13 protein-coding genes are annotated in these 16,618 nt (G+C 69.4%); 5 read left to right on the forward strand and 8 right to left on the reverse strand.

From position 1 onward, the window contains the following. Positions 1-515 (reverse strand): alcohol dehydrogenase catalytic domain-containing protein (locus tag G6038_RS20755; protein ID WP_165039666.1); only part of this gene is annotated, 515 nt, incomplete at its 3' end. A gap of 168 nt (positions 516-683) precedes the next feature. Here G6038_RS20755 and thpD point away from each other — a divergent pair. Then, a complete protein-coding gene (gene thpD / locus G6038_RS20760; protein ID WP_165039667.1) occupies positions 684-1,571 on the forward strand; it encodes an ectoine hydroxylase in 888 nt (295 codons plus the stop codon). A 130-nt stretch (positions 1,572-1,701) separates the two neighbouring features. Here the strand turns inward: thpD and G6038_RS20765 are convergent, their stop codons facing one another. Continuing rightward, a complete protein-coding gene (locus G6038_RS20765) occupies positions 1,702-2,784 on the reverse strand; it encodes a 3-deoxy-7-phosphoheptulonate synthase (protein ID WP_165039668.1) in 1,083 nt (360 codons plus the stop codon). A gap of 318 nt (positions 2,785-3,102) precedes the next feature. Here G6038_RS20765 and treS point away from each other — a divergent pair, with 318 nt between their 5' ends. Further along, positions 3,103-4,941 carry a maltose alpha-D-glucosyltransferase gene (gene treS / locus G6038_RS20770; RefSeq protein ID WP_206025337.1) on the forward strand — a complete coding sequence of 613 codons (1,839 nt, stop codon included), beginning with the start codon at positions 3,103-3,105 and terminating at the stop codon, positions 4,939-4,941. Beyond that, complete coding sequence (locus G6038_RS20775) at positions 4,938-6,335, forward strand: hypothetical protein (protein WP_165039670.1); 1,398 nt, start codon at positions 4,938-4,940, stop codon at positions 6,333-6,335. Before treS ends, G6038_RS20775 begins: the two co-directional genes overlap by 4 nt. Here G6038_RS20775 and G6038_RS20780 read toward each other — a convergent pair. The 6 genes from G6038_RS20780 to G6038_RS20805 all read right to left on the reverse strand — a co-directional run bounded on the left by G6038_RS20780 (position 6,301) and on the right by G6038_RS20805 (position 15,488). Further along, a complete protein-coding gene (locus G6038_RS20780; protein ID WP_165039671.1) occupies positions 6,301-8,679 on the reverse strand; it encodes an MMPL family transporter in 2,379 nt (792 codons plus the stop codon). The genes G6038_RS20775 and G6038_RS20780 overlap by 35 nt on opposite strands. A gap of 37 nt (positions 8,680-8,716) precedes the next feature. Next, entirely contained in the window at positions 8,717-9,733 is a 1,017-nt protein-coding gene (locus G6038_RS20785) for an NAD(P)/FAD-dependent oxidoreductase (RefSeq protein WP_165039672.1), read from the reverse strand. Beyond that, positions 9,726-10,238 (reverse strand): isoprenylcysteine carboxyl methyltransferase family protein, encoded by a 513-nt coding sequence (locus G6038_RS20790; protein ID WP_346772874.1) that lies wholly within the window; start codon positions 10,236-10,238, stop codon positions 9,726-9,728. The genes G6038_RS20785 and G6038_RS20790 overlap by 8 nt, the downstream gene beginning before the upstream one ends. Before the next feature lie 13 nt (positions 10,239-10,251). Beyond that, a complete protein-coding gene (locus tag G6038_RS20795) occupies positions 10,252-11,391 on the reverse strand; it encodes a 3-oxoacyl-[acyl-carrier-protein] synthase III C-terminal domain-containing protein (protein ID WP_240918619.1) in 1,140 nt (379 codons plus the stop codon). Between the two features lie 354 nt (positions 11,392-11,745). Continuing rightward, positions 11,746-12,741, reverse strand: coding sequence for an MCE family protein (locus G6038_RS20800; protein WP_165039674.1), 996 nt, complete (start codon positions 12,739-12,741; stop codon positions 11,746-11,748). Between the two features lie 320 nt (positions 12,742-13,061). Next, positions 13,062-15,488, reverse strand: a complete 2,427-nt coding sequence (locus G6038_RS20805; RefSeq protein WP_165039675.1) for an ATP-dependent Clp protease ATP-binding subunit — start codon at positions 15,486-15,488, stop codon at positions 13,062-13,064. 149 nt (positions 15,489-15,637) lie between these two features. On the opposite strand from G6038_RS20805, the gene G6038_RS20810 reads away from it, so the two are divergent. Beyond that, positions 15,638-16,129 (forward strand): MarR family transcriptional regulator, encoded by a 492-nt coding sequence (locus tag G6038_RS20810; RefSeq protein ID WP_165039676.1) that lies wholly within the window; start codon positions 15,638-15,640, stop codon positions 16,127-16,129. Further along, positions 16,126-16,548, forward strand: coding sequence for an organic hydroperoxide resistance protein (locus G6038_RS20815; RefSeq protein WP_072634486.1), 423 nt, complete (start codon positions 16,126-16,128; stop codon positions 16,546-16,548). The genes G6038_RS20810 and G6038_RS20815 overlap by 4 nt, the downstream gene beginning before the upstream one ends. The last annotated feature ends 70 nt before the right edge of the window (positions 16,549-16,618 follow it).

Consider the following 16,618-nt stretch of genomic DNA (forward strand, 5'->3'; position numbering starts at 1 on the left):
CCGACGGCCTCCCCCACCTGCACCTGCCCGGTGCGCACGACCGCACCGAACGGCGTGGACACCGCGTCGGCGAGGATCGCCGCCTGCTCGAGCGGGACGTTGTCGGGCACGAGGGTGAGACCGCCCGCCTGTGCGACGGTGTACTCGGCCCAGGCGCCGTCGTACGCGAAGGCCATCAACTGGATGTTCAGGCAGTTGGTCAGGTCGCCGCGCCGGCACTTGCGGCACTGCATGCACGGTCGTCCGGCCGAGGGCACGACGCGGTCCCCGACCTCCCAACCGGTCACGCCGTCGCCGACGGCGGCGATGGTTCCGGCGGCTTCGTGGCCCTGGGTGACCACCGGCAGCAGGGCCGGGAAGGTGCCGTCGAGCAGGCTCAGGTCCGAGTGGCAGATGCCGCAGAAGGCCACCTTGACGAGCACCTCGCCGGGGCCCGGCGACGGAATCGGAACATCTTCCAGCACATTCGTTCCGGTGTCCGCATGAAAACGCGCGGCGCGCATCGTCTCGGTCATGATCCCCTCATCCTGTTGTGCGGCGGCAGCCAGGGGCGACCCTACTCCCGGCGTATGCGGGGTTGCGCATGTTTGTGCCGCGGATCTCCGGGACGGGTTGCATCCGCCCACGGTGAGTGAGAGCGTCGGAAGGAACCGTCATCGACTTCGAGAGGGTGATTCGCAACAATGCAGACGACCGTCATCGACGACTACCCGACCCGGAACCGCACGAACTGCGTGAGCGTGTCCCGGCCGGATCCGGCGGTGTGGGGATCGGCCACGGGGCCGCTGGACGCCCCGGCCGTCGCCGAGTACGACCGGCGCGGGTTCCACACCGTCGATGCGCTCCTGCCGGCGCACGACGTCGGAAATCTGCTCGACGAGACGGCGCGTCTGGGCCGGGAGCTGGCCGACGACGAGCGGGTCGTGCGGGAGGCGGGAAGCGGGGACGTGCGCTCCGTATTCGACGTGCACCGCCTCTCCGGCACGGTCGCCGAGATCGTCCGGCGGCCGGAGATCGCCGGTACCGCCCGCCAGCTCCTCGGCTCGGAGGTCTACATCCACCAGTCGAGGCTGAACGTCAAGCCGGGATTCCGCGGCGGACCGTTCTACTGGCACTCCGATTTCGAGACCTGGCACGCCGAGGACGGGATGCCGCGGCCGCGGGCGCTGAGCATCTCCGTCGCGCTGACCGAGAACTACGGTTACAACGGTGGTTTGATGATCATGCCCGGTTCGCACCGGACCTTCGTCTCGTGCGCCGGTACCACCCCCGACGACTACTACCGGCAGTCCCTCGTCACGCACGTGCCCCCCACCGGTTCGCCCGACGAGGACACGCTGACCTCGATGGCCGCCGAACACGGCATCGCGACGTTCACCGGCTCGGCCGGTTCGGCCACGGTGTTCGACTCGAACTGCATGCACGGCTCGAACGGCAACATCACCCCGTTCCCGCGGTCGAATCTGTTCGTGGTGTTCAACAGCGTCGAGAACACGCTCGTCGAGCCCTTCTCGGCGCCGCGCCCGCGGCCGGACTACCTCGGCAGCCGGGACTTCACCCCCCTGCGCTGACTCGCCCTCCCTTCCACCTCCCTTCCACCTCCGCTCCGCTCCGCTCCGCGAGCGAATGTATCGCTCACTCGATCAGTCCGACGGCATGATCCATTCGCTCGGGGAGCGGAGCGGGAAAGGGAGGTGGCGGTCAGGAGCGCCGGCGGCGCACCGCGTCGGCCAGCCGGTCGAGCTGGTCGGCTGTGGTGGCCCAGTCGAGGCACGCGTCGGTGATCGACTTGCCGTACTCGAGCTCGTCGGCCCGGCCCAGGGTCAGGTCCTGCCGGCCCGCCTCGAGGAAACTCTCCAGCATCACGCCGACGATGCCCTTCTCGCCCGCGACGAGCCGCTCGGCGATGTCGGTGACGACGTCGACCTGCTTCTCGTGGTTCTTGCTGCTGTTGCCGTGGCTCGCGTCGATCACGACCCGCTCGGGCAGACCGGCCTTGCGCAGCCGGGCCATGGTGTCGGCGACCGTCCCGGCGTCGTAGTTGGGGCCGGCGGAGCCGCCGCGCAGGATGACATGGCAGTCGGGGTTGCCGACGGTCTCGATGAGCGCGGCCTGCCCGTCGAGATCGGTGCCGGGGAACACGTGGCTCGCGGCGGCGGCGCGGGTGCCGTCGACGGCCACCTGCACGTCGCCCTCGGTGGAGTTCTTGATGCCCACCGGCATGGACAGGGCGCTGCACAGTTGCCGGTGCACCTGGCTGGCCGCGGTGCGGGCACCGATCGCACCGTAGGTGACCAGATCCGCGTAGTACTGCGGCAGGATCGGGTCGAGGAACTCGCACCCGACCGGAAGTCCGAGGCCGGACACGTCGAGCAGCAGCTTGCGGCCGATCCGCAGACCGGTGTTGATGTCGTAGGTGCCGTCGAGGTGCGGGTCGTTGAGCAGGCCCTTCCACCCGAGAGTCGTGCGCGGCTTCTCGAAGTACACCCGCATCACCACGTGCAGGTCGTCGCGCAGGTCATCGGCCTTGGCGGCGAGGCGGCGCGCGTAGTCCATCGCGGCGGCGGGGTCGTGCACCGAGCACGGCCCGACCACGACGAGCAGCCGGTCGTCGGTGCCGTCGAGGATCGCCACGGTGTCGGCGCGGCCCGAGCGCACGGTGGCGGCGGCCACCTCGTCGGGGGCGTGCTCGCCACGGACGACGGCCGGGGCGACGAGCGGACTGATCCGCACGGTCCGCTGTTCGTCGAGATTCGCGGTGGAGATGGAGGTGCTGGTGGTCATCGGGGTTCGGTTCCTGTTCCCGGGCCGACCCTGGCTGAACCTGAAAGATCCCAGCGAGCCGGTCCGTGTCCGGCTCGTAGGTGGTGAAGTCAGCGCGCGGTTACGCCGACCGACCCACCCCGGGCCGGCCTGCTAAACCAGAAATATGCACGCTGCATGACGGACACCCTACCCGAGCCCCTGCGAGGGTGCACATCGGGGGTCCGGGGCGAGTCCGCATTGCCAGCGCGACGGCGCCGACCCCCCTACGATCGGAACGAACCGAGAACAACGAACCGAGAACACTGTCCGTACCGCCGAGACGATCGCCGAGGTGTTATGCCGCTCGAAGGTTCACACGAGTCCAGGGACCGGTCGAACGAACCGGAACACACAGCCGACGGCCATCTCGTCGAGGCCCGGTCCGAGGACTTCTCCCATGCCAGAAACCTCGCGGTGGATCCCGACTGGTTCAAGACCGCGGTGTTCTACGAGGTCCTGGTGCGCGCCTTCAACGACTCGAACCACGACGGGACGGGCGATCTGCGCGGGCTGACCGAGAAGCTCGACTACATCGCCTGGTTGGGCGCCGACTGCATCTGGCTGCCCCCGTTCTACGACTCCCCGCTGCGCGACGGCGGGTACGACATCCGGGACTTCCGGGCGGTGCTCCCGGAGTTCGGCACGGTCGACGACTTCGTCACGTTCCTCGACGAGGCGCACAAGCGCGGCATCCGCGTGATCACCGACCTGGTCATGAACCACACGTCCGACACGCACGCGTGGTTCCAGGAGTCGCGCACGGACCCGGACGGCCCGTACGGCGACTTCTACGTGTGGTCCGACACCGACGAGCGCTACCCGGATGCGCGCATCATCTTCGTCGACACCGAATCCTCCAACTGGACGTGGGATCCGGTGCGCAAGCAGTACTACTGGCACCGGTTCTTCTCGCATCAGCCGGACCTGAACTACGACAACCCCGAGGTCCAGGACGCGATGATCGACGTCCTGCGCTTCTGGCTCGACCTGGGAATCGACGGGTTCCGGCTCGACGCGGTGCCCTACCTGTTCGAACGCGAGGGCACCAACTGCGAGAACCTGCCCGAGACGCACGCGTTCCTGAAGAAGTGCCGCGCCGTGATCGACGCGGAGTATCCGGGCCGGGTGCTGCTGGCGGAGGCGAACCAGTGGCCCAGCGACGTGGTGGAGTACTTCGGCGAGCCGGAGGTCGGCGACGAGTGCCACATGGCGTTCCACTTCCCGCTCATGCCGCGCATCTTCATGGCGGTGCGGCGCCAGAACCGGTTCCCCATCTCCGAGATCCTGGCCCAGACGCCGCCGATTCCGAGCAGTGCGCAGTGGGGCATCTTCCTGCGTAACCACGACGAGCTGACCCTCGAGATGGTCACGGACGAAGAACGTGACTACATGTATGCCGAGTACGTCACCGACCCGCGGATGCGGGCGAACATCGGCATCCGGCGCCGGCTGGCCCCGCTGCTCGAGAACGACCGCAACCAGCTCGAGCTGTTCACGGCTCTGCTGCTGAGCCTGCCCGGCTCGCCGGTGCTCTACTACGGCGACGAGATCGGGATGGGCGACAACATCTGGCTCGGCGACCGCGATGCCGTGCGTACCCCGATGCAGTGGACCCCCGACCGCAACGCGGGCTTCTCGCGGGCGGACCCCGCGCGGCTGTACCTGCCGACGATCATGGATCCGACCTACGGCTACCAGTCCGTGAACGTCGAGCGGCAGATGAACTCGACGAACACGCTGCTGCACTGGACGCGCCGGATGATCCAGGTCCGCAAGCAGCATCCGGCGTTCGGCAAGGCCGCCTTCACCGAACTGGGCAGCGCCAACCCGGCCGTCCTGTCGTACCTGCGCGAGATGCCGCTCGGCCCCGACCGCAACTACAGCGACGTCATCCTGTGCGTGAACAACCTGTCCCGGTATCCCCAGGCCGTCATCCTGGACCTGTCGCGGTTCGCGGGGTGGATCCCGGTGGAGCTCACCGGTTCCGTCCCGTTCCCACCGATCACGGAGGAGGGGTACATGGTCACCCTGCCCGGTCACGGATTCTATTGGTTCGCGCTGCAGCCGGATCCGACGAAGGAAGGCGTCGGCGAGCATCCGGTGAGCAGCGAGGCCGAGGCGGCGGTGCAGCCATGAGGGATCCGAACGTGCAACACTACTCCGATGCGGAGCTCGAGGCCCTGCTGGCCGAGTGGCTTCCCCACCAGCGTTGGTTCGCCGCCAAGGGCAGGACCGTCGCCGCCGTCCGGATCATGCTGCGGGAACCGCTCACCGACACCCCCGCGTTCGGAGCGGACCACCTGCTGGTGACCGTCGAGTTCGAATCCGGGGACGAGCAGATCTACCAGGTGCCGCTCGGGTATCGCCCGCACCTGCCCGACGAGCTGGCGCCTTGGGCACTGCCACGGCCCGACGGGAGCGGCGACGACCACACCCACGCCTACGACGGCCTGCGCGATCAGGAGATCATCGACCTGTACGCGCACTCGATCGCCACCGGGCAGGTGTACGGGCCGGTCGAGCTGCACACCGTGCCCGGCACGGTCATCGAGGAGGGACTGCGCGGGCGGGCGCTCAGCGCCGAGCAGTCCAACACCTCCGTCGTGCTGGGCGAGCAGTTGCTGCTCAAGCTCTTCCGCCGGATCACTCCGGGAGTCAACCCCGACGTGGAACTGCACCTCGCGCTCGGCGAGGCGGGCTGCCGGTCGGTCGCCCCCGTGCGCGCGTGGATCGACGCCGAGATCGGCGGCGTGCGCACGACTCTGGCGATGGTGCAGGACTTCGCGGCCAACTCCGCCGACGGCTGGTCGATGGCTCTGGGCAGCGTGCGGGACCTGTTGCTCGAGGCCGACCTGCGGGCGGACGAGGTGGGCACGGACTTCGCCGGCGAATCGCAGCGAATGGGCGCGGCCGTGGCCGAGGTGCACGCGCTGCTGGCGCAGTCCCTCGGGACGTCGCAGCGACCCGTCGGCGAGATCGTCGACGGCATGCTGCGCCGCCTGGACGCGGCCGGTGCCGTCGTACCGGAACTTGCGGAATTCGCCCCGGCGGTGCGGGAGCGGTTCGCGGAGGCGGCGGCCACCGGCACGACCACGGCGCAGCGGGTCCACGGGGACCTGCACCTCGGGCAGGTGCTGCGCACCCCGGAACACTGGCTGCTCATCGATTTCGAGGGCGAGCCCGCCAAGAGCCTCGACGAACGGCGGGAACCGGACAGCGCCCTGCGCGACGTGGCGGGGATGCTCCGCTCGTTCGACTACGCGGCCCACCACTCCCTGCACGATGCGGCGTCGGAGGCCGCCGCCGCGCAACGCGAGTTCCGGGCGCAGGAATGGGCGCAGCGCAACTCCGCCGCGTTCTGCGACGGCTACGCGAGCGCGTCCGGCGCGGATCCGCGTGAGTCCGCCGCGCTGCTGCGCGCCTACGAACTGGACAAGGCCGTCTACGAGGTGGTGTACGAGGCCCGCCACCGGCCACAGTGGATCCGGCTGCCGCTCAACGCGATCCGTCGGCTGGTGCAGGCGACGTAGGGCTGTGGCTGTCGGTTGCCGCCGACAGGGGATCCTCATCTGAGGGTGCCGGGTCGTCGAGTCCGCCCCGATGCGGGCGGTGGACCGGGTCGATCGCGGCCGCTCCCCGGTCCGGGAAGGACCCTTTCCGGCGTGGCCGGCGCATGTCCACGGAGGACCGGTGCCTGCCCGCGGCGGGTGCCGACCGGCCTCTCGCAGTGGCCCGGTGGCGCGGGCCCCGGTCCTCGGACCATCCGTGCATGATGCGTCGGTGCAGGCGGGCCAGGGGTGCCGGCGCCCACCAGTTCGCGTCGCCCATCAGCTTGATCAGTGAGGGAACCAGCAGCATGCGGACCAGCGTGGCGTCGATGACGAGGGCGAAGATCATTCCCAGTCCGATGAACCGCATGATCGTCATCGGTGAGAGCGCGAATGCCGCGGTGACCGTACCGAGTATCAGCGCGGCGCAGGTGACGACACGACCGGTGAGGGCGGTACCGGTGTGCACCGCCGTCTCGGTCGACGCCCCCGCAGCATGCGCTTCGACCATCCGCGACATGAGGAAGATCTCGTAATCGGTCGACAGGCCGAACACGACGGCGAGGATCAACACCACCAGGGTGGGCTGGACGGGCTCCGGAGCCACGCCGATGAGACCGGCGCCATGTCCTTCCTGGAAGATCCAGGTCAGCAGACCGAAGGTCGCCCCGAGGCTCAGTCCTGCCATGGCGACCGCCTTGACCGGCAGCACCACCGTGCCGAAGGCCAGGAACAGCAGCAGCAGTGTCGCGCCCACCATGACGGCGATCATGGTGGGCAACGCCTCGGTGATCGCGTGATTGTTGTCGGCCTCGAGGGCGAACGGTCCGCCGACCTCGATCCGGGTTCCTGCCGGCGGAGCCAGCTCGCGCAGTGCTGCGACGGCCGCGTTCGCGCGCTCGACGTCCGATCGGTCGGTCACCGCCGCGGAGATGACGGTGAAATTCGAGGTCGTGGCGATGGGCTGCGCACCGGTGACCCCGTCGACGGCATCGGCCTGCGCCACGAACCCGAGGCTCGCATGCAGGGGCGGGGGCGAGCCGCCCGTTCCGTGCACCAGGACGGTGATGTCGCCACCAGGTGACCGAAATTCCTGGACCAGCTGTTCGGTGGCCGCGCGAACCGGATTGCCGGGCGGCAGCGAGGTGTAGCTGATCGAGCCGAACCGCGTCAGAAGGACCGGCGCCGCGAACACCACCAGCACGAGGGTGATCGGGACCGCGACGCGCAGCGGATGGCGCATCACCCGGTCGGCGACGGCTCCCCAGAATCGGTGGGCTCGCACCTCGCCGCGCTCGACCGCCCCGCGGCGCCAGGTCAGGCTGTTGATCCGGGCACCCAGAACGGCCAGGGCCGCGGGCACGGCGGTCAAGGACAGCAGGGCCGCGCTGAGGGCGGCCGAGATGGCGCCCAAACCCAGCGACCGGATCACCTCCTGGGGAAAGACGAGCATTCCGGCGAAGGCACATACGAGCAGCAGCGCGGAAAAGCACACAGTGCGGCCCGCGGTGAGAACGGTCCGCCGAACCGCGTCGTTCGGCGAGGCGCCGGAGCGGAGTTCTTCCCGGAACCGGCTGACGATGAACAGTCCGTAATCGATGGCCAGACCGAGACACAGAAGCGAGGTGACGTTGAGGGCAAAGGCATTGACCTCGGTGAACATGGTCAGCAGCCGAAGCGTCCCGAGTGCGCTGAGCACCGACAGCGCGGCGACGAGAACCGGCACCGCCGCGGCGGTCAGTCCGCCGAAGATCATCACCAGCAGAATCAGGGTCAGCGGAAGCGACACCGACTCGGCGACGACGAGGTCGGTCTTCAGTTGCGCGTTGAACGAATCGTCGACCACGGTCTTGCCGGTCAGCTGAGTGTCGACTCCGGGAACCTGCAGCACGGACAGCAGATCGTGGTACGGCGGCCGATCACCCGAGCCGGAATGCTGCAGGGTCACCGCCGCGAGGGCTTGGGTGCCATCGGCGGAGCGCAGGTACGGTTTCTCGACCACGGGCACCGTCCAGTAGGTGTCGACGCGCTCGACCCGGGTGCGATCGAGAACGGCGAGGTGCCCGACCACCTCGGGTCCGATGTCGTCGATGCTCTGCCCGGGTGGGGCGGTGTAGAGGGCGACGATGTCCGGCTCCCGGCGTCCGAGGTGCTCCTCGACCTGGTGCGTGACGTGCGCGGCTTCGCTCCCGTCGTCGAGGAAGCCCGCGAACCTCAGATGGGGGAAGACCCCCAGCCCCCATGCGCCGCCGAGCACCAGCGCGGTGACGGTCACGATCAGCACGAGCCACCGGCGTGCGAGAAGAAATGCTGCCCAGCGGGTCATGGCCGTGGCGGAGGCCGGGTCGGGGACGTCGACATCGTCATCGCGCGACCTGATGGACGGCGGCAGCGAACAGGCGTGGTGACCGCGCAGCCAACGGCACGATGACAGGGCCGAGGCGGGGTTGCCGACGCGCCCACAGCAGGGAGGAGGTCAGCAGGCGTGAGCGTCGCGAAGCCCGTGACCATGCCCGTTCGTAGCGTGCCGGTTGCCCGCATTCGAGGCAGTGCACAAGCGCGCGTGCGCATTTCAGAGCGACGTCGATGCCTTCGCCGGTGATCGCGTCCACGTATCCGGCCGCGTCGCCGACGAGCAGCACACGGCCCGCGACGCGGGCCCTGGCGTCCTGACGCATCGGTCCCGCCCCCCGGACGGCGGTCGCCGCGGTGTCGGGGAGCCGCTGGGCAAGGGTGGGGAATTCGGCCAGCTGCTGGGCGAACGACCCGCGGGTAGCGGAGAGCAGCGCGACGCCGACGAGGCGGGGACCGACCGGGGTGACGTAGGCCTCGCGGTCGCGGGCCCAGTGCACTTCCACGAAGTCGGTCCATGGGGCCACCTCGAAGTGCCGGCGTAGCCCCCACCTGTGGTGACCGGACGGTGGGCGGTCCAGACCCAGCTGCCGTCGGATGGCGGAGTGCAGCCCGTCGGCCGCGACGAGATACCGCGCCGTGGCGCCTGCGGCCGTCACGCACCGGGCATCCTGCGTGATCTCGGGGACCCGGCGCTGCAGCACCGGAACACCTCGTGTCGCGACCTCGGCCTGCAATGCTGCCTGCAGATCGGTGCGGCGCACCCCTAGACCGTGGCCATCGCGGAATTCGGCCTCGGCCCGGCAGTGCCCGTCCGTGTACCGGATCCCCCGGAGGGGATGTCCGTCGAGCGGCACACCGAGTTCGTGCAGGCAGGCGACCGCGCCCGGCATCAGGCCCTCCCCGCAGGCCTTGTCGATCGGCGATGACCTTGACTCGATCACGACAGTATCGAAGCCGGCGCGGGCGGAATACAGGGCCGTGGCCAGCCCGGCGGGACCGGCGCCGACGACGATCAGGTCATGCATCGCGCACCAGTTCGCGCAGGGCGGCGTTCTCGGCGCGGATCCGCACCCGAAGTACCACGGCATCGAGCGCAGTGAAGGTCACCGCGGTCACCCACGCGGAGTGGACGAGCGGCAGTGCCGCACCCTCGACGACGACGGCCACGTAGTTGGGGTGCCGGAGCCGGCGGTACGGCCCACGGCGGATCAGGGGCAATCCGGGCACGATCACGATGCGGGTGTTCCAGCGGTGTCCGAGGGTGAGAATGCACCACCATCTCAGGCACTGCGACGCCAGGACGAGTGCCAGCATCGGCCGGCCGAGGGCCGGCACGTACCGGCGGCCGACGCCGAACGTCTCGATCAGGCATCCGGCCAGCAGCCCCGCGTGCAGTGCCACCATCACCGGATAGTGTCCGCGGCCGCTCTCCCGGCCCCCGCGCTCCATGCTCCACGCCAGGTTGCGCCGGGACACCACCAGCTCGGCGAGCCGCTCCGTGGCGACCGCGGCGACGAGCAGGAGATAGATCACGGCGTCCGCCCTACCACTCGAGGAGGACGAGTTCGGAGCAGAACCCCGGCCCCATGGCCATCATGAGCCCCGGAGTTCCCGGTTCCGGGGGGCGCTGTTCGAGCGTGTCCCGCAGCACGTGCAGGACCGACGACGATGACAGGTTCCCCACTGCGGCCAGCGACCGGCGGGTCATCTCCAACGCCTGCGACGACAGACCGAGCTCGGACTCGACCGCGCGGATCACCTTCGGCCCTCCCGGATGGCAGACCCATGCGGTGATGTCGTCCGTCCTCAATCCATGTTCGGCCAGGAACGAGCGGACGTCCGCACCGAGGTACTTTTCGATCACGACGGGCACCTGGGCATCGAGGACGATCTTCAGGCCGCTCGACCCCACATCCCACCCCATGGTCCGCTCTGTGTCCGGGTACAAGTGGCTGCGCGACGCGATCACCCGGGGCCCGCGCGCCCGGGTCCGTTCGGCGCGCCGGGCGCCGACGGCGGCCACCGCTGCCGCACCGTCGCCGAACAGCCCGGTCGCCACGAGATTGGCGATGGAGTGATCGTTGCGCTGCACCGTCAACGAACACAGTTCCACGGACAGCAGGACGGCCACGTCGTCGGGGTGCCCGACCAGATAGTCGTACAGACGCGCTGTTCCCGCCGCACCGGCAACGCAACCGAGCCCGAAGATCGGCACCCGTTTGACGTCGGGTCGCAGCCCGACCCGATACGCGATCCGGGCCTCCATCGACGGGGCGGCGACACCGGTGACCGTGGTGGACATGATCAAGTCCACCTCGTCGGGTCGAATCCCGGACTGGGCGAGCGCGCCGGTAACGGCAGCCGCACCCAACTCGATCGCACCTTCGATGAACGTGTTGTTGCAATCGTCGAAGTCGTGCAGCTCCGGATAGCGCTCGAGCGGGCGCACCAGGTGCCGCGTCCGGACCTCGGCATTGGCGTGCAGCCGCTGCAACAACCTGATGTCGCCGTCCTCGCCGAGGCAGTAGTCGGCGAACATCTTGGTGAGCTCGGCCTGAGCGTAACGGTGCGGTGGTACGACGCCGCACACCCCCGTCAGCGTCGTCCCCTCGACGAGGGGTTTCGGTGTGGAGCGCTGCCCCGGACCGGCCCGGGGGTCTGCCTGCAGGTGGACGATGCTCATGAGTGACTCCTCGCATCGCGCGGCTTGTGACGCCGCGCCACTTACCCAGCTCGACACTTGTCCGGGATCGGGAGCCTCGATAGCCACCCTAGGGGTGAGAATTGCGACCCTGGGGTGAGAGCCGGGAGCGCGGGGACGTCCGGTTCGGAACCCGGAACGGCGTCACGCTGCCGGGGCTACGCCTTCGGAGCGTGCGGCCGTTATGGGACGTGGGCGCCGGACCGAACGATCTTCCCTCGGTCGGGGATGCTGGTGCAACTGCTCGGATATGCAGTCCCGTGTCGGCGAGCGGAGGTGGGCTGGGGCGATGCGGCGTGACCTGTCGGCGCTGCGGCCTCGTGCGACGTCTGCCGGTCAATTGCCTCCCATCGTGCGAATGGGACTGCGCGGCGCCGAAATATCCGGCAACCCGGGCGGGGTGAGATTTACGATGACTCCCTCGAACCACCGCCCGTTGCCGATGATGTTCGTGTACATGCGGATGAAGGGGTAATACAGCTCCAACGCCCGGTTCAGGTCGTCGTTGCGGGCGTCGAGGATCTGTACGACGCCGCGGAGTTGTTCGAGTGCCGGTCGGATGGTGGCTTCGTTGTCGCGCACCAGTCCGGTCAATTGCCGGGACAGCCGCTGGGTTCCGGTGAGCAGCTGGGAGATCGCCTGCTGCCGGCTGTTCAGTTCACCGATGAGCAGTCCGGCGTCGGTGATCAGTTGAGTGAATTCGGCATTGCGGTCGGCCAGCACCCCTGTGGTGTGCTCGGTCGCGTCGAGCAGTCTGCGCAATTCTCGGTCGCGGCTTGCGATGGTCTGTGAGAGTCGGGTGACGCCGTCGAGGGAGGCGCGGATGTCGTCGGAGGTGTTGGCGAATGCCTGGGACAACACCGTCAGGCTCTGGGCGAGTTGAGTGGAGTCGATCTCCCCGATGGTCTGTGCCGCCGCCGAGAAGGCCTCGAGCACGTCATAGGGAGACGTGGTGCGGTCACGTGGGATCACCTCACGCGGATTCAGGACCTCGGAGCCACGGGGGTCGAGGGCCAAGTACTTCTGCCCCAGGATCGTCTTGATCTGTATGGAGGCGGAGGTGTTGTCACCGATCCACGCATCCCTGGCTCCGAACGTCACCTCGACGTGGTCGCCGTCGAGTTCGACCGACATGACCTTGCCGACCTTGACACCGGCGATCCGGACCTCGTTGCCGGGTCTCAGGCCCGCTGCTTCGGTGAACTCGGCACGATACAGGGCGCCGGCTCCCAGGAGCGGTAGCGAATCGAAGGAGAAGACCGCCAGCGTCGCCAACAGCATCACGAGGATGGCGAGGGCCCCCACCGTGGCCGGGCTGCGAGGTTCGGCCATGGCGTCTGCAACTCCTCCTCGTCGACCGCGATCCGCGTCTCCCCCTGCTGCACACCCACCAGGGCGCCTCCTTCGTTGCGACCCCGGGCCCGCACGGGATCGCAGACCGTTGCCCAGTCAGTGTGATCACTGTCACTGCGGGTGACAAGTTGCGCACCCGAACAACGGACAAATGTCGCAGGGGGCCGGCGAAACAGGGCCGCGTCGTCGACGCCCGATCGGAGCCTCGACGACCTGCGGACCGTGGGCCCGTTGCGCAGAGCGCGGGGCGGTGACCGGTTCCGGCCACCGCCCCGCGTCCCTGCGCGTCGTCGGCAGCGTCAGCGCACCATCAGGTCCAGTTCGTCGTCGGCGACGTCGACCCGGACCTGCCCACCCTCGACGAGCACGTCGTCGAGCAGCAGGTCGGCGATGCGGTCGTCCACGGCGCGCTGGATGGAGCGGCGCAACGGCCGCGCCCCGAACTCCGGCTGGTGGCCGTGCTCGGCGATCCAGTCGACGGCCGCCTCGGTGAACTCGATCTCGATACCCTTGGCGTGCAGTCGCTTGCGGCTGTCGTCCAACAGCAGATCGGTGATCCGGTGCAGCTGCTCGGTGTCGAGCTTGCGGAAGATCACGATCTCGTCGATGCGGTTGAGGAACTCCGGCCGCATCGACTCGCGCAGACGGCCCATCACCCGGTCCCGCAACGGCTTCTCGGCCGCCTCGGCGTCCCCGGTGCTGAAGCCCAGCGCCCCGCCGCGGCTCGAGATGATGTCCGAGCCGAGGTTGCTGGTCATGATCACCACGGTGTTGGTGAAGTCGACCGTGCGACCCTGGCCGTCGGTGAGCCGGCCGTCGTCGAGCACCTGCAGCAGGGTGTTGAACACGTCCGGGTGCGCCTTCTCGATCTCGTCGAGCAGCACGACCGAGTAGGGGTTGCGGCGCACCTGCTCGGTGAGCTGCCCCGCCTCGCCGTAGCCGACGTAACCCGGGGGCGCCCCCACGAGACGGCTGACGGTGTGCCGCTCGCCGAACTCGCTCATGTCCACCCGCAGCATCTTGCGCTCGTCCCCGAACAGCACCTCCGCCAGCGCCTTCGCCAGCTCGGTCTTGCCGACGCCGGTGGGACCCAGGAACAGGAAGCTGCCGACCGGCCGATGCGGATCGCTCATGCCGGCGCGGCTGCGCCGCACGGCACGGGCCACGGCCCGGACGGCCTCGTCCTGCCCGACGACGCGCCGGTGCAGTTCGTCTTCGAGGCCGCGCAGCCGCTCCTTCTCCGCCTGGGTCATCCGCGTCGCCGGGATGCCGGTGGCGCGGGAGACGACCTCGGCGATCTGTTCCGCGGTCACCTCGGGCACCTCGGCAGCGGCGGGTGCGCCGGCATCGAGGCGGGCCTGCACCTCGGCGATCTGGTCGCGCAGTCGCGAGGCCTGCTCGTAGCGTTCCTCCGCGACGGCACGGTCCTTGTCGGCCTCGAGCCGGGACAGCTGCCCGCGCAACGCCTTCTCGTCGACGCGCGGTGAGCGCAGCCGCAGCCGGGCACCGGCCTGGTCGATCAGGTCGATCGCCTTGTCCGGCAGGTGCCGGTCCGGCAGATACCGCACCGACAGGTCCACGGCGGCGTCGAGCGCGTCGTCGGTGTACCGCACGCCGTGGTGTTCGGCGTAGCGGTCCCGCAGGCCGCGCAGGATCGCGACCGCGTCGTCGTGGCCGGGTTCGCCGACGGTCACCGGCTGGAAGCGGCGCTCGAGCGCCGGATCCTTCTCGATGTGCTTGCGGTACTCGTCGAGCGTGGTGGCGCCGACGATGTGCAGTTCCCCGCGGGCGAGCTTGGGCTTGAGGATGTTTCCGGCATCCATCGCGCCCTCGTTGCCGCCGCCCGCGCCGACGACGGTGTGGATCTCGTCGACGAAGACGATCAGCTCGTCCGAGTGCGCGGTGATCTCGTCGAGCACCTTGGTCAGCCGCTCCTCGAAGTCGCCGCGATACCGGGTGCCGGCGACCATGCCGGTGAGATCGAGCTGCACGATCCGCTTGCCGCGCAAGCTGTCCGGGACGTCGCCGTCGACGACGCGCTGGGCCAGGCCCTCGACGATCGCGGTCTTGCCGACACCGGCCTCGCCGACCAGAACCGGGTTGTTCTTGGTGCGGCGGGAGAGGATCTCGACGGTCTGCTCGATCTCGTCGGCGCGGCCGATGACGGGGTCGATGCCGCCGCCGCGGGCACGCTCGGTCAGGTCGACGCCGTACTTGTCCAGGGTGGGGGTGGCGGACCGCTCCTGCGCCGCCTCGGCGGGCGCGGCGGGCTGCAGGGCGGCCTGGAGCGACTGGGCGGTGATCCCGGCCGAGACGAGCAGCCCTCCGACCCCGTGTTCCTGGTCGGCGGCGAGAGCCACGAACAGGTGCTGAGGTTCGATGTAGGTCGCGCCGAGAGCGCGTGTGAGCTGGTGCGCCTCGAGCAGCACCGTCTTGATCGCGCCGGTGAGGGCGGGAGCGGTGACCGCGGTGCGGGCCTGTTCCTGCGGGAGCCGCTGCTCCACCGCGGCCAGGACCTCGGCGGGATCGGCCCCGGCGCGGGTCATGACCGACCGGACCGGGTCCTGCTCCGCCATCACGTGCAGGACGTGGAGCGCATCGAGGTCCGTGTCACCGCGTTCGGCGGCGAATCGGGCCGCAGCGGCCATGAGTTCCTGGGTGCCACGGCTCAGGTAGCGGGTGATGTCGATACGCCCAGGGCCACCAGGCCCGAAGAATGCCGGCATTCCGAAGCCTTTCTCTCGGACTTGAGTCTTTCTCACTCAACTAACGTGTCGGGTCGCCTGTCAATTCCACAGCGCGTGTGATGTGCACCACTTCCGAGAAATGCGAATTTCAGTTGTGCACAACATAGCGGTGCGCTACTTTATTTCTCGTGTCCGACGATCTCGCGCTGGACCGGCAGGTCTGCTTCGCGCTCTACTCCGCCTCCCGGGCCACCACCGCCGCCTACCGCGGCATGCTCGACCGGCTCGGCGTCACCTACCCGCAGTACCTCGTGCTCCTGGCCCTGTGGGAACAGGAGAGCCGCGGAGAACACGGCGGCCGCGGCGTCCGCGACCTGTGCGACGCCCTCGACCTCGACACCGGCACCCTCTCCCCGCTCCTCAAGCGGCTCGAGAGCGCCGGGCTGCTCGAACGCCGCAGGCAGAGCACGGACGAGCGCCGCGTGCAGATACACCTGACCGAGGCAGGGCGGGAGCTGCGCGCCCGCGCCGAGGACATCCCCGCGCGCATGGCCCGCGCGAGCGGCCTCGCGGCCGACGAGCTGACCGCCCTTCGCGACACGCTCCACCGCATGACCGAGGCGCTGCATCGCCCCGAAACCCCCGATCCGCATCCCGCCACCCCACAGGAGAAGCCATGAACGTGCTCTACACCGCCGAAGCACTCGCCACCGGAGAGGGTCGCAACGGCCGCGCCCGGACCTCCGACGGCAAGCTCGACCTGGGCCTCGCCATCCCCACCGAAATGGGTGGCACCGGCGAGGGCACCAATCCCGAGCAGCTCTTCGCCGCGGGATACGCCGCCTGCTTCCACTCGGCGCTGCAACTCGTCGCCCGGCAGGACAAGGCCGACGTGGCCGACTCGGCGGTCGGAGCGCGCGTCGGCATCGGCCGCACCGACGGTGGCGGCTTCGGCCTGAAGGTCACGCTCGAGGTGTCGCTGCCCCATGTGCCGCGCGCACAGGCCCTCGAACTGACCGAGAAGGCCCACCAGGTGTGCCCGTACTCGAACGCCACCCGCGGCAACATCGAGGTCGAGCTCGAGGTCACCGAGGACTGACCCCCGCGCGGCTCGCCGCGGTCACCCTCGCGCGGCTCGCCGCGGTCCACCCCCAGGCACGCGTAGCGTG

Source organism: Rhodococcus sp. 14C212, assembly GCF_011058195.1.
Lineage (GTDB): Bacteria > Actinomycetota > Actinomycetes > Mycobacteriales > Mycobacteriaceae > Rhodococcus > Rhodococcus aetherivorans.

Excerpts from the sequence above, each read along its gene's own strand:
- thpD (WP_165039667.1), top strand. The coding sequence starts at position 684 with ATGCAGACGACCGTCATCGACGACTACCCGACCCGGAACCGCACGAAC.
- G6038_RS20765 (WP_165039668.1), bottom strand. The coding sequence starts at position 2,784 with ATGACCACCAGCACCTCCATCTCCACCGCGAATCTCGACGAACAGCGG.
- treS (WP_206025337.1), top strand. The coding sequence starts at position 3,103 with ATGCCGCTCGAAGGTTCACACGAGTCCAGGGACCGGTCGAACGAACCG.
- G6038_RS20775 (WP_165039670.1), top strand. The coding sequence starts at position 4,938 with ATGAGGGATCCGAACGTGCAACACTACTCCGATGCGGAGCTCGAGGCC.
- G6038_RS20780 (WP_165039671.1), bottom strand. The coding sequence starts at position 8,679 with ATGACCCGCTGGGCAGCATTTCTTCTCGCACGCCGGTGGCTCGTGCTG.
- G6038_RS20785 (WP_165039672.1), bottom strand. The coding sequence starts at position 9,733 with ATGCATGACCTGATCGTCGTCGGCGCCGGTCCCGCCGGGCTGGCCACG.
- G6038_RS20795 (WP_240918619.1), bottom strand. The coding sequence starts at position 11,391 with ATGAGCATCGTCCACCTGCAGGCAGACCCCCGGGCCGGTCCGGGGCAG.
- G6038_RS20800 (WP_165039674.1), bottom strand. The coding sequence starts at position 12,741 with ATGGCCGAACCTCGCAGCCCGGCCACGGTGGGGGCCCTCGCCATCCTC.
- G6038_RS20805 (WP_165039675.1), bottom strand. The coding sequence starts at position 15,488 with ATGCCGGCATTCTTCGGGCCTGGTGGCCCTGGGCGTATCGACATCACC.
- G6038_RS20815 (WP_072634486.1), top strand. The coding sequence starts at position 16,126 with ATGAACGTGCTCTACACCGCCGAAGCACTCGCCACCGGAGAGGGTCGC.